The following is a 12,821-nucleotide window of genomic DNA, read 5'->3' as shown; positions in this document are numbered from 1 at the left end:
TGTCGTCATAAATTGACTTCTTTAATCCAAGAACAAACTTTATTTTATTCAGGTATGAATGACTCAAAAGGATATCGTATTCCATCACTCATTACCACACAAAAAGGGACCGTTATAGCTGGAATTGATGCTCGTTTATACAACCAACAAGATAATCCAAATAAAATCAATATTTGTATTAGAAGAAGTGAAGACAACGGAAACACTTGGTCTCCAATTCAGACAGTAGTTGCTTTTCCAGATGAAAAATTAGATAGTGCTGCAGCGGTTGATTCTTCTCTTTTGCAAGATGAAGAAACCGGGACAATTTGGTTAATGTATTGCCATACTCCTGGAGGCATTGGGTTATGGAATAGTGAACCAAGTGTAGGTTTTGATTTAGCTGGTCAGCGTCAGCTATATGACAATAAAAAACAGCCTTATGAGTTGGAAGAAAATGGAGAAGTCAGAAATACAAAAAGAGAATTAAGCCGGTATACTGTTGATGGTGATGGAAGTGTGTTCATTAATGGACGAAAAACAGGACACATTTTTGAAAAAATTGATGAAAGCAATAAGCATTTATTGGTTGAAGCTTCAACTTCATTTTTGCAGTTGGTTAAAAGTGAAGATGATGGAAAGACATGGTCTAAGCCAATAGAAGTGAATCCCCATGTAAAAGAAGATTGGATGCGTTTTATAGGCACTGGACCTGGAAGGGGTATTCAAATTAAGAATGGGATTTATAAAGGAAGACTTGTTTTCCCTATCTATTTTTCGAATGAATCCGGGAGAATGTCCAATGCAGTTGCCTACAGTGATGATCATGGAATCAATTGGAAACGTGGCTCTACTCCGAATGATGGGAGAGAGGTTGATGGAAAGATTTTGTCTGCAAAAACATTAACAGAAGAGACTTACGAACTAACAGAATCACAAGTTATTGAACATGATGACGGGACTGTTGAGTGTTACGTTCGAAATCATTTTGGAAATGGAACGATTGCGAGAGCAGTAAGTGAAAATGGCGGAGAAACATGGGGACAACTCGAATTTGTAGAAGATTTAATCAATCCTGTTTGCCAAACAAGTGTCTTAACTATTCCTAATTCTGAAAAAGAAACGACTTCTATTCTATTTCTAGGAGCCCACAGTAAAACGGAAAGAAAAAAAGGAACTATCCAACTTAGTGAAGATAGCGGAAAAGCTTGGGCGTACAAAAAAATGATTGAACCAGGTGCGTTCTCTTATTCTTGTATGACGTTATTAAAAAACAATGATGTAGGAATAGTGTATGAAACTCAAGATGAAGAAGGTATGGTTAAGATTGTGTTCAAAAGAATGGGGTTGGAATGGATAAAAAATAGGTTCATGGGAAAATTGACTAGGTAATTATAGCTATTTTGCATAATCTACTCTCTTTAATAATCAGACTCTTGTAATAATAAGTAACCTCGACTTTAAAAATATTTTTTATTTCAATGATGCTTGGTGGCATATCTAAACAAATAGTACTGCTATAAACAAAAAAACTATGAAAGAAAAGTTTCACTTTCACAGTTTTTTATTTGTGTTCAGACAATAATAAAACACTTAAAATAAAAACAATAGAATACTGCCTAGATAAACTGTCCATCTGCTTCCATGTCGCGTCCAATGGCTAACAACCAGTCTTCTTTCCCTTTAGGAGCCGTGAATTGAACCCCAAGCGGCAATCCTTCTGTAGTTAAAAGCACCGGCAAACTGATCGAAGGCTGTCCGGTTAAATTGGCTTGCATGCCAAATGGTGTAATAGGCAAGCTTTTATCGAACATGTCCCACACCACTTGTTGTTGTTCTTCAGAACTTACTTCAGCAATAGTTCTCATTCGTTTCAGCATGTCTTCGTCTTGCCATTGCGTACCTACTTTAGGCGCGCTGTCGGCAGTTGCGGGAGTTAGGAATAAATCAAATTCTTGATTAAATTCTGCCATCACTTCCGCAGCTCGATCCCAAGTATTCAATGTTTTAGAGTAAGCAGCCGCAGAAATGGTTTTTCCAGCGTTGTACAATACCCACGTCACCAATTCCATATCATCAATGGTCAATTTGCGCTGTAGAGTGATTTCGATGGATTCCATCATTGCAGTTGTTTCGCCAGAATTCATGACGTAGTAACTCTTCATCAAATCAACTCCATCAATCGGCGGCGTTTTTTCTACCACAGTGTGTCCTTGAGCTTTCAACCAGTCGACCGTCTTCAGAACAGCTTTTTTAGCTTCCTCACTAACTTCAGACAAAATAGGGGATTCTAATGAGTAAGCAATGTTGAATTTAGGAGTCGGTTTTTCTAAGGCATTCAAATAGCCTTCTGTAAATAAAGGTGTCTGGAAGGCAGCCGCTGGTTGGACAGTTTGCAACACATCCATCATGGCCGCTGTATCCCGAATGGATTTGGTCAACGCGAAGCTGATCGAAGCACCTTGCCAATTTCTGCCAGAACCTGGCCCAAGTGGAGTGCGACCGCGAGTTGGTTTCAGACCGACTAAGCCGGTAAAAGAAGCGGGAATCCGAATCGAACCGCCGCCATCACTGGCACCCGCCACAGACACCATACCTGAAGCCACACTTGCTGCCGCACCGCCGCTGGAACCGCCTGGAGAATAATCTGGATTCCAGGGATTACGAGAAGGTCCGTACAATTCGGGTTCGGTAATGTTCTTAAAACCGAATTCTGGTACATTGGTCTGCCCGATTACAATAAAACCAGCATCGATCAAGGCTTGAGTAAAGTGACTCGTTTGAACAGCTACCGAATCTTTAAACAAATGAGCTCCAGACGTGCTTGGTTCACCAGCTAGAGCTTGACCTAACCCCTTGACCAAAATAGGTACACCGCCATAAGGCTTGCCGCTAAAATCTCGTTCTTCGGCTTCTTTCAAAGCTTGTTCCTTTCGTGTATGAATCACCGCGTTTAACTGCGGATTTTCTTTTTCAATCATTTGAAAAGCTTGTTCTACCAGTTCTTTTGGCGTGACAGTTTTATTTCGTACTTGCTCTGCGTAAAATAATCCGTCTTGTTCACGATTGATAATACTCACAACATCCCTCTTCCCTAAAAATTCTTCTTGTTCAGTTTAGCATTGCCGCGTTGAGAAAAGAACTCAAGCTTAGAAAAACGAGTTGAAAAAAGTGGCCATCTAGCCTTTTTCCAGCATAGATAGCCACTATATAAACAAAGTTGTTTTAGATTGTATAACTCAAAACGTAATCGTCCATCGCAAAACCATTGCCGATATCCGCTACTTGTTCGCAGACTTTTTTGAAGCCCAACTTTTTATACACCGCTATAGTAGGTGCGTTGTATTTATTGACGGTCAGACCAACAGACTCTTTATTTTTTTCAAATGCAATTTTCTTCAGTTCTTCAAATAAGAAGCGTGCTACACCTTGGCCGCGAGCAGCTTCAGTAAGATACAATTTGCTCAAGAAAAGCTGGCTTTCTTGAAGTTCATAACTGACATATCCAGCATCTTGGCCATCTACTTGAACCAGCCAATAAATCTTGCCGTCTTGAAGGTCTTTTTCAATGGCTGCTTGCGACTGAATGGTTTCCAACATATATTGCACTTGTTGCTCGCCAAGAATGGCGGTGTAGTGTTCTTCCCAGATCTCACGCGCCAAAACTGCCAACGTGTGTGCATCAGAAGGTTGAGCGATTTGGATATTAATCATGTGGTGACATCTCCTTGTACTAAATATGAGGTTAGAAAGGTGAAAATCGAACTCTACGAGAGTCAAAACGCTTTTCTCCGCTCTTTGCTTTTAAAACGAGCTGCGAAAAGCATCCTATACACCTATAAGCTGAGCGCTTTTCTCCGCTCTCTAAACGAGTTTCACTAAAAAGTATTTTTTCTTGCCTTTACGGACTAGGATGAAACGTTCTTCGAAGGAATTTTCTGGTTTGATGACTGCCTCTACATCCGTTTCTTTTTCACCATTGATCGAGATCGCTCCATTAGTGATGTCTTCTCGCGCTTGGCGTCTAGACGGCTCGATGCCTACAACGTCTACTAACCATTCCACGATATTGCGTTCTTCTTTTGGTGCTTCAAAAGTCGGCATGTTTTTGAAGCCTTCTTCGATTTGTTTAGCGGTCAAGTCTTTGACTTCTCCAGAGAACAAAGCGGCAGTGATTTTTTCAGCATCTGCTAAGGCTTCTTCACCGTGAACAAATAATGTCATTTCGCGAGCCAAAGTTTTTTGAGCTTCGCGTTTGTGCGGTTCGGCTTCAACTTTCTCGGCTAACGCATCGATTTCTTCTTGGCTCAAGAAAGTAAAGTATTTCAAGTAACGAACTACATCACGGTCGTCTTGGTTTAACCAGAATTGGTAGAACTCGTAAGGCGTTGTTTTTTCTGCATCCAGCCAAACTGCTCCGCCGGCTGTTTTCCCGAATTTAGTACCGTCAGCTTTTAACAGTAGTGGAATCGTTAAGCCGAATGCTTTAGCTTCAGCGCTTTCTTGTTTGCGGATGAATTCCAAACCAGCAGTAATATTTCCCCATTGGTCTGCGCCTCCAACTTGTAATTGAACATCTTCATTGCGGTATAAATGCAAGAAATCGATGGATTGCAAGATTTGGTAAGTAAATTCAGTAAATGAGATTCCAGTTTCCAAACGGCTGGCAACGATATCTTTAGATAACATCGTATTCACGTTGAAACTTTTTCCGACATTGCGCAAGAAGTCTAATAAAGTCAGCTCGCCAGTCCAATCTAGGTTGTTGACTAAACGAATCGATTTTTCGTCTTTACCAGCATCAAATAGTTTCTCCATTTGCTCTGTTAATTTTTCGACGTTGGCTTGCACTTGTTCAGCCGTTTGCAGCACACGTTCTTCGGATTTTCCGCTAGGATCTCCGATAGAGCCTGTTGCACCGCCAATTAAGATAACGGGTTTATGACCAGCTAATTGAAAACGTCTTAGAACCATAAAAGGAATCAAATGACCGATGTGCATACTGCCTGTAGGGTCGATTCCGCAGTAGACCCCGATTTCCTTCTCTGAAACTAGTTCACGTAAACCAGCCTCATCCGTTTGTTGGTTGATGGCTCCGCGCCATTCTAATTCATCAATAATATTCATGTTTTTTACCCCTTTTCTATTTTTTTGTATAAAAAAACCCGATGAAAAGAACAAGTCTTTTCATCGGGACGAATGTATTTTCCGTGGTACCACCCAATTTGCAAGCAAACGTCAGTTGAACTGAGTTCGTTGCCTCTCTCTTCAGTACTAATATCGCCAGTATCGCGCTTGAGGTTAATCAAGTTGCTCCAGAGTGTAATTCGACGTATTGTTTGTGCCGATTTCCAGCACCCATCGGCTTTCTTTAAACAGTGACAATACTCTACTGTGCTCTTTCTATGCAAAGGTTATAAGATTTAAATTCAGTATAGGAAATTAATGGCAGAATGTCAATCAAGGAAAAAAGAAAGTTGTTGACAGTTTAGTGTATTAACCATATAATACACACAAAGCAACTGTATTAATGGATTAATACATCAATTTGCGCATAGTGTATTAACCCCTTAGTACAGAAAAGAAAGCAGGTGTATTGATCGTGCCAGAGCTATTTAATCAAAGAGAGCCGGTTTATTTGCAAGTCGTGCGTCATTTTAAAGAAAAAATCGCTGCGGGAGAGCTGCAGCCCGGGGAAGAAATGCCGTCAAGAAGAGAGTTAGCAGGAACTTTAGGCATCAATCCCAACACAGTTCAACGAGCGTACAAACGAATGGAGGAAGAAAAGTTGTTGTATACAGAAGGAAATATGCCCAGCAAAATAACGGAAGATACGAATGTATTGACTCAAGTCCGTCACGAATTGATGTTGGAAGCTGTGGAAACCTTTATCGCAGCAGTGAAGCCGATCGGTGTTTCTTTGGAGGAAGTCCAACACAAAATAAAAGAACAATTTCTTTTGGAAGATGAACAAGATGGAGGCGAAACAGCATGATCGAAGTAAAACAAGTAGAGAAACGATTTGGGCGTAAAAAAGTATTGAACGGGATGTCGTTTACCGCAAATAAAGGTGAAATCACTTGTTTGATCGGAATCAATGGATCTGGTAAAACAACCATCTTGAACGCCATTATGAATTTGACGCCGATCAAAAATGGGGAAATCTTGATTGGCGGAAAGACGTTGACGAAAGAGTCTTATGAAAAAATAGCGTTTATTCCTGATGCGATCACGATGATGCCATCTATGACGATTCAACAAGCGATGGACTTTATGAACGATTTCTATACTACATGGAACCAAGACAGAGCAACGGAGATATTGAACTTTTTCAAATTAAGCTCGCAAGATAAAATTTCGACGTTATCAAAAGGGAACACAGCAAAAGTAAATATGCTGCTAGGACTAGCGTTAGATGTAGATTACTTATTGATGGATGAACCATTTTCTGGAATTGATATTTTCAGCCGTGAACAAATCGCTGCCGTGTTTACCAGTCATTTGGTAGAAAATCGAGGAGTCTTGATCACGACTCACGAGATCAGCGATATTGAACATTTAATCGATAAAGCGGTGTTGATAGAAAATGGAAAAGTATTGACTGAATTCAACGCAGAAGAAATGCGCGAAGAAAACGGGAAATCAGTCGTAGATGTGATGAGAGAGGTGTACCAACCATGAAAAATTTTATTAAATTAGTCAACTTTGAACTGAATCGATTCTTTCCGATTTATGCTGCTTTAGGGATTTTAACGATCATCTTGCAAATCGTTGGAGTATTTGTAACAGCAAATGACTATATTTATCAAGTTAATGAACAAATAAAAATGGGAATAATAAAAGAAAGTGCTGTTATTCTTGAGATTGGTCGAATGGGAATGGACCGTTTCACTAGCAGTTTATGGTTTTGGGCGCCTATTGCGTTATGTGTTGTCACTTTGATTATTTATAGTTTGTTCATTTGGTACCGGGATTGGTTAGGAAAAAATACGTTTATTTACCGTTTATTGATGTTGCCAACAGAAAGATTGAACGTATACTTTTCTAAAGCGGCAGCTATCTTCATAATGGTGTTGGGGTTAGTCGCATTACAGTTGGTCTTATTGGTTGTAGAAAGACAACTTTTCTCTATGTTGATTCCTGCAGTGTATATTAAGACATCGACCATAAGCCAAATAATTCAAGGATCTAATCAATTACTCCTTTTGTATCCAGCTTCTTTTATTGCAGCAGTAGCTAATTACAGTAGAGGTTTTATAGCGATTTTGGTGCTATTTACGTTGATTTTATTAGAACGCAGTTTTAAATTCAAAGGGTTACTATTAGCTGGAGTCTATAGTGTATTAACACTCGTATGTCTATTTTCTCCTTACTGGCTGCAAGCAATCTTTAATCGCCAATTATTTTTCACAAGTGAAATATTCTGGATTTCATTAGCATTGACTTTTGTGATCGGAGCAGTTTCTGTTTGGATCAGCCATCATTTATTAAACAAACGGATTACCGTCTAACGGGTCTGCGTCAAGAAAGGGAGGAGAAAAAGAATGAAGAAATATTGGAAAGTAATTGCTTTAGTACTTTTTAGCGTAATCACTATCAGTAGTTTTTATGTACAAAAAGCTTTAGCAAATACAACGTCACCTGAATATACGATTGAAACTCGTTCAGGAGATGCAACCTATATTAAGGATATGATTTTATCAGGAGATGTCAATAACGAGGAAAATATGTACTGGGATTTTGTACAGATCAGTACAGAAGGTACAAAAGCTTCAGAAGACTTTTCATTTAATGAGCAATTGGATTATATTTATACTTACAGTCCAGAAATACAAACTATGTACCACGAACATCCTAGTTTTCTGCGTGATAAAAGCGTGAGCGCTAATTTGTATTATGAAGATGAAGCCAGTATTGTTTTTGTAGATACCTATACGGAAGATTACAATCTACCTTACGAGCAAATGGAAATCGCTTTGTTGGATAAAAAAACTAATGATGAAACTCAAATGATTGTCGATATTCCTGAGTATGAAAAATATGATGACATTTACATTGAAAACGTTCAAAAAAGCGGCGAAGAAGTAATGGTTTTTACTGTGAATTACTTTGATGATCAGCAATATGCGGAGCTGCACGTTTATCGAGTAGATTTAGCAACTGGAACAGTGATAGAAGATCAAATTATCCAGCCGGCAGCAGGCGAAACGGGAGCAGATTATTCTTCTATTTTACTAAATACACTTACTGGGCCACACGATTCAAAAGAAGAACGTTACATGATCTATGAAAGCAGCCTAAAAGATGAGCAGGATGTAGATACTGATGAGATACTGCTATCGGCCTACGATACAGCATCTGGTAATTTGAAAGAGCTAACAGTTCCAAATGAATTGAAAGAATTACCTTTATATCCAGCCATGACGGTTCATGAATCATCTATCTATTACACGAATGCTGTGGAAAATGGGTTTGAGGTCAGTCGATTTGATATTGAAGCAAATGAGGTTGCAGAAACACAGTTTGTTAGTCTGCCAAGTGAAGTGATGACGAATTTTACTTCACAGACATACTATGAAGAAGAAGCCTTTTCAACTTACATTGATGAAAACGTCATTTATTATGTCAGTGCCGTAAAAGAAAATTCAGGACAAGACATTGCAATCGTAGCTGCAGACTTTAATACAGGAAAAGTATTGTATGACGGAAAAATTATTGATGCACCTGAAATGAATGAGTCATTTAAAGATAATTTGTTGACCATTGATTGGATTTATTTTAACTAAACGTAGGAAAGAAGCTGGGACAATAACTTATTTTTCCTAGACTAAATAAAAAAAGAATGTTCCTTTTCTCCTTTCTTAAGGGAGAAAAGGAACATTCTTTTTTATAGAACCATTCAAAGGTGGATTATTGTTCCAGCTCTCTTCTCATTGAAAAGATTTTAGGTCAGCACAGGTAATAACACTGAGATAAACGGCCTTTAGCTGACTTGTGGGGAACATTCTGGTGCTCACAAGTCAGCTATAAGAGATAAACCTGACTTACGCCTCAGATTTTCAGCTCCACAAGTCAAGAAAGGAAGAGTTACCTGACTTACCACGATGATTTTAAGACCCACAAGTAAAGTAATAGGCTCCCCCTTAGTAAGCACGAGACGAATCGAGTAAAAGCAGAGTTGCCAAAAAAGTAATCCCCCTTACTTTAATTTAATATAGATAGAAACACACACTCCCAAAACTATCGAACAAAATAGTTCATAGTTTTGGGAGTGTGTGTTTGAGAGTCCTTTTGTTTTAGTATATTTCAGTTACTAGGAGGTTTGTCCCAGTTGTTTTAGTTAGCGGGTTGCACCATTCAAGAATGGGTTGGTGTCAATTTCTTCTTGAACAGTTGTCGCGTCGCCATGTCCCGGGAACAAAACAGTATCGCCTGGGAGCGGCATGATGTATTTGCGAATACCGTCTATCAAGGTTTCATGACTTCCATATGGAAAATCAGTCCGGCCTACACTGCCTTTGAAAATAACATCTCCGACAATCGCAAACCCGTGATCTTTGAAAATGAAAATAGTGCTTCCAGGCGAGTGCCCTGGAACGTGCTGCATTTCAAAGGTGAATTCGCCGATAGAATAATTGCCCATTTCTTCCAAATGAACATCAGCTGGTTTGGTAGAGATCACGTCTTCGATTTCTGGATGGCGTCCTGAGCCGTTTTGTGCGGGGTCTACTAACCATTCCTTTTCGATAATGTGTTGATACACTGGTATGTCATAAGTATCTCTGATGTCATTTAATGCTCCGATATGATCGTAATGCGCATGAGTCAAAACAATCGCGATCGGGTTCAAATCGTGTTCTTTCACGATATTTTTAAGTGTTTCAGGTTCTGCACCCGGATCGAAAATAAGCGTCTCTCGATTGTTGTCGCCCACTAGAAAATAGCAATTTTCTTGGATCGATCCAACGGTTGCTCCATATAAATCCATGTTGTTGCCTCCTCATTCTATTTATGTCTAGTATAAAGTATTTTTGAAAGATTGTCTTACACAAAGAGTGCAGGATAGTAAGGAAGCCTATTGAACTTAAGAAAAGCAAAATCAATTGCCGAAGCTTGCTAGGCATCTGAAGCAGACACTTTTTTCAAGAAGTTTATTCAATAATGAGAATTTTGAAAGGAATTCCCGACGAGTTAGTGCTAAGATAGTTAAAAGACTGATTTTTAGTAAGGAAGGGGATTTTTATGAAATTAAGTGTTTTAGATCAAGCTCCGGTGACTCAAGGAAACACAGCAGCAGACGCGCTGTTAAAAGCAGAAGAACTGGCTGTATTAGCTGATGAATTGGGGTACACACGGATGTGGATGGCGGAGCACCATGGGACTGAAAACTACGCCAGCTCGGCACCCGAGATTACGCTAGCTTATTTAGCGGCCAAAACTAAAAATATTCGCCTAGGTACAGGCGGGACAATGATGATGCATTATTCACCCTTGAAAATGGCAGAAGTCTTCAAAACGTTGAGTGCATTTGCTCCAGGACGGATCGATTTTGGTGTAGGGCGTGCTCCAGGTGGAGATCACGCATCCATGTTTGCGTTGGCGCAAGGAAATCGACCTCAGTTGGATAATATGTATGAAAAATTAGATGTGGCGCTGGAATTAATAAATGATCTAAAGCCTGCAGATAATCTGTACAACAAAACAATCGCTGCTCCTAGCGGTATTGTACTGCCTGAAGCTTGGTTGTTGGGTTCTAGTGGAAGCAGCGCTGTGCAAGCCGGCCGGAAAGGGATCGGTTATTCTTATGCACAGTTCTTTACAGGAGTGATGGAAAAAGCTGTGTTAGATCAGTATCGACGCAATTTCGAACCTAGTGCTTTCATGGAAAAATCCGAAATCAATGTAGCTTATATGGTCACCGCTGCAGAAACTACGGAAGAGGCGGAATATGAAGCATTGCCGCAAGACTTGGTTCGCTTATGGATGTCTCAAGGAAAAATGGGACCGATTTTAACACCCGAAGCAGCACAAAATTACCCTTTGAGTGAAGTGGACCGCCTGAATATTTTAGATGGTCGCGCTCAGCACATCGTAGGTTCGGCTAAAGAAGTGGCAGCGAATCTGATGCAGCAGCAAGAACACTATGGTTTTGATGAAGCCATGATCTGCAGTATCCCTCACTCACAAGAGAAACGGTTGGATACGTATCGTTTGTTAGCAAAGGAATTGCTGTAACGAAAGAGTTTACTAAAAATTTTGACTTGTTTAACAAGGAAATCTGTAGTATCCTAATGCTATCTTTTGGGGAATGAATGTCTCCCTAAGCAAACTGCTTAAACCGCTTGATAAAGCTGATGACTTCTGCGCATAGGCCGCAGTCTGTCTTCAGCTTTTTTTGCGGGATGCAAGAGGTAAGCAATAAAAATAGCCGTTGTTTTGAAAGGAATAGAAAATGAACAAATATCTATCGGAATATAAAGAAATTGGACTTTATGCGATTCTGGCCATCTTTATTGGCCTAGTAGTGGGCATATTAGATACCTTATTTGGGAGAGTATTGCTTATGATCAGTGCCTTTCGGGACAGCCACTTTGTGTACCTGATTCCATTCCTGCCTTTAGCAGGTTTATTTATTGTATCTATGTACAAAAAAATCGGAAAGAATACCCAGAAAGGTATGAGTTTGGTTTTTGCAGCTGGAAATGAAGAGTTGCGGGAAATCCCGAAGCGTATGATTCCGTTGACCATCATCGGCACTTGGATCACCCATTTATTTGGCGGGAGTGCCGGTCGCGAAGGAGTGGCAGTCCAAATTGGAGCGACCTTTTCGCATGCAATCGGTCGCAACATACCCTATAAAAATGCCTCAAAAATAATGTTGATCACAGGAATGGCAGCCGGATTCGGCGGTTTGTTTGAAACGCCATTTGCAGCTACATTTTTTGCCTTAGAGGTATTGGTAGTAGGAAAACTAGAGTATTTAGCATTATTTCCTGCTTTAATTGCTGCTTTGGTAGCCAGTTCTGTCTCGCATTTTTTAGGGCTGGAGAAATTTTCAGTCCACTTAGAATCCTCTGTGAGTATGGACGGTCAAACGATTTTAAAAATGATTCTTTTAGGGATTTTATTTGGCGTAGTCGGCGGTTTGTTTGCCTACTTGCTGGGCTATGCGAAGCAATATATTGGAAAGAAAATACCGGACTTGAGCAAACGGATTTTCTTCATAGGTCTGCTGCTCAGTGTGCTGCTCTTCATTCTCCATCTGGAAAGATATTCAGGTTTGGGAACAAATCTGATCGCCGCCAGTTTTGATGGAGGCAGTATCTACAGCTATGATTGGATCATCAAATTTCTATTGACCATTCTAACTTTAGCGGCAGGGTTTCAAGGAGGAGAGGTTACGCCACTCTTTTCTATTGGAGCTAGTTTAGGAGTTTGGCTGGCGCCGTTATTCGGCTTGCCGATAGAATTCGCGGCTGCTTTAGGGTATGCAAGTGTGTTTTCTTCTGCTACAAACACCCTCATTGCACCAGCTTTGATCGGTGCAGAAGTTTTTGGATTTGATTACCTTCCGTACTTTCTGATCACCGTTAGTATTTCCTATGTGTTCAATGGAAATCATTCCATTTATGGAGGACAAAAAACCATTTTTTAACTGAAAAAGTTCTACATCATTTGACGTTGGTAAGCGGAAAAAAATTTAATTGTAAACGTTTAAAAAGTCTCATTCCTAGAAATTTTTGGAGGAATATGGGGTTGCTTATAACCATGAAAGAGGATGCAATGGGAATTACTTAGCGTTAGGCTTTAGCCGTTACGCTAAATTTGACGCTTGCAAGCCT

General features: G+C 39.9%; 11 protein-coding genes and 1 riboswitch. Of the genes, 7 read left to right on the top strand and 4 right to left on the bottom strand.

Annotated elements, in window-relative coordinates:
- Positions 1 to 12: 12 nt before the first annotated feature.
- Positions 13 to 1,371 (top strand): exo-alpha-sialidase, encoded by a 1,359-nt coding sequence (locus ACEN4I_RS09790; protein WP_407097434.1) that lies wholly within the window; start codon positions 13 to 15, stop codon positions 1,369 to 1,371.
- A 227-nt stretch (positions 1,372 to 1,598) separates the two neighbouring features.
- Here ACEN4I_RS09790 and ACEN4I_RS09785 read toward each other — a convergent pair whose 3' ends face one another.
- The 3 genes from ACEN4I_RS09785 to tyrS form a co-directional block, all read right to left on the bottom strand.
- Positions 1,599 to 3,059 carry an amidase gene (locus tag ACEN4I_RS09785; RefSeq protein ID WP_407103041.1) on the bottom strand — a complete coding sequence of 487 codons (1,461 nt, stop codon included), beginning with the start codon at positions 3,057 to 3,059 and terminating at the stop codon, positions 1,599 to 1,601.
- A 145-nt stretch (positions 3,060 to 3,204) separates the two neighbouring features.
- Positions 3,205 to 3,693 (bottom strand): GNAT family N-acetyltransferase, encoded by a 489-nt coding sequence (locus ACEN4I_RS09780; RefSeq protein WP_407103040.1) that lies wholly within the window; start codon positions 3,691 to 3,693, stop codon positions 3,205 to 3,207.
- Positions 3,694 to 3,843: 150 nt separating this feature from the next.
- Entirely contained in the window at positions 3,844 to 5,106 is a 1,263-nt protein-coding gene (tyrS, locus tag ACEN4I_RS09775) for a tyrosine--tRNA ligase (protein ID WP_407097431.1), read from the bottom strand.
- 475 nt (positions 5,107 to 5,581) lie between these two features.
- Here tyrS and ACEN4I_RS09770 point away from each other — a divergent pair, with 475 nt between their 5' ends.
- The 4 genes from ACEN4I_RS09770 to ACEN4I_RS09755 are packed head-to-tail and all read left to right on the top strand — an operon-like array spanning position 5,582 to position 8,765.
- Positions 5,582 to 5,974, top strand: a complete 393-nt coding sequence (locus tag ACEN4I_RS09770) for a GntR family transcriptional regulator (RefSeq protein WP_407097430.1) — start codon at positions 5,582 to 5,584, stop codon at positions 5,972 to 5,974.
- Complete coding sequence (locus tag ACEN4I_RS09765) at positions 5,971 to 6,660, top strand: ABC transporter ATP-binding protein (protein ID WP_407097429.1); 690 nt, start codon at positions 5,971 to 5,973, stop codon at positions 6,658 to 6,660. The genes ACEN4I_RS09770 and ACEN4I_RS09765 overlap by 4 nt, the downstream gene beginning before the upstream one ends.
- A complete protein-coding gene (locus tag ACEN4I_RS09760) occupies positions 6,657 to 7,490 on the top strand; it encodes a hypothetical protein (protein ID WP_407097428.1) in 834 nt (277 codons plus the stop codon). Before ACEN4I_RS09765 ends, ACEN4I_RS09760 begins: the two co-directional genes overlap by 4 nt.
- Before the next feature lie 33 nt (positions 7,491 to 7,523).
- Positions 7,524 to 8,765, top strand: coding sequence for a hypothetical protein (locus ACEN4I_RS09755; RefSeq protein WP_407097427.1), 1,242 nt, complete (start codon positions 7,524 to 7,526; stop codon positions 8,763 to 8,765).
- Positions 8,766 to 9,319: 554 nt separating this feature from the next.
- Here ACEN4I_RS09755 and ACEN4I_RS09750 read toward each other — a convergent pair.
- Complete coding sequence (locus ACEN4I_RS09750; protein WP_407097426.1) at positions 9,320 to 9,967, bottom strand: MBL fold metallo-hydrolase; 648 nt, start codon at positions 9,965 to 9,967, stop codon at positions 9,320 to 9,322.
- Between the two features lie 254 nt (positions 9,968 to 10,221).
- Here ACEN4I_RS09750 and ACEN4I_RS09745 point away from each other — a divergent pair, with 254 nt between their 5' ends.
- Both ACEN4I_RS09745 and ACEN4I_RS09740 read left to right on the top strand, forming a co-directional pair.
- Positions 10,222 to 11,214, top strand: coding sequence for an MsnO8 family LLM class oxidoreductase (locus ACEN4I_RS09745; protein ID WP_407103039.1), 993 nt, complete (start codon positions 10,222 to 10,224; stop codon positions 11,212 to 11,214).
- 60 nt (positions 11,215 to 11,274) lie between these two features.
- Positions 11,275 to 11,350: riboswitch (Fluoride riboswitch) on the top strand.
- Between the two features lie 81 nt (positions 11,351 to 11,431).
- Complete coding sequence (locus ACEN4I_RS09740; protein ID WP_407097423.1) at positions 11,432 to 12,634, top strand: chloride channel protein; 1,203 nt, start codon at positions 11,432 to 11,434, stop codon at positions 12,632 to 12,634.
- Positions 12,635 to 12,821 lie beyond the last annotated feature (187 nt).

Origin of the sequence: Desemzia sp. FAM 23990 (assembly GCF_045528485.1) — a bacterium.
GTDB lineage: Bacteria > Bacillota > Bacilli > Lactobacillales > Carnobacteriaceae > Desemzia.
The sequence above is the reverse complement of the archived record's forward strand: the minus strand, read 5'-3'. Positions and strand labels throughout refer to the sequence as shown.

What these genes read in the sequence shown, in the direction of transcription:
- ACEN4I_RS09780 (WP_407103040.1), bottom strand. Translation starts at nt 3,693, where the DNA reads ATGATTAATATCCAAATCGCTCAACCTTCTGATGCACACACGTTGGCA.
- tyrS (WP_407097431.1), bottom strand. Translation starts at nt 5,106, where the DNA reads ATGAATATTATTGATGAATTAGAATGGCGCGGAGCCATCAACCAACAA.
- ACEN4I_RS09765 (WP_407097429.1), top strand. Translation starts at nt 5,971, where the DNA reads ATGATCGAAGTAAAACAAGTAGAGAAACGATTTGGGCGTAAAAAAGTA.
- ACEN4I_RS09760 (WP_407097428.1), top strand. Translation starts at nt 6,657, where the DNA reads ATGAAAAATTTTATTAAATTAGTCAACTTTGAACTGAATCGATTCTTT.
- ACEN4I_RS09755 (WP_407097427.1), top strand. Translation starts at nt 7,524, where the DNA reads ATGAAGAAATATTGGAAAGTAATTGCTTTAGTACTTTTTAGCGTAATC.
- ACEN4I_RS09750 (WP_407097426.1), bottom strand. Translation starts at nt 9,967, where the DNA reads ATGGATTTATATGGAGCAACCGTTGGATCGATCCAAGAAAATTGCTAT.
- ACEN4I_RS09745 (WP_407103039.1), top strand. Translation starts at nt 10,222, where the DNA reads ATGAAATTAAGTGTTTTAGATCAAGCTCCGGTGACTCAAGGAAACACA.
- ACEN4I_RS09740 (WP_407097423.1), top strand. Translation starts at nt 11,432, where the DNA reads ATGAACAAATATCTATCGGAATATAAAGAAATTGGACTTTATGCGATT.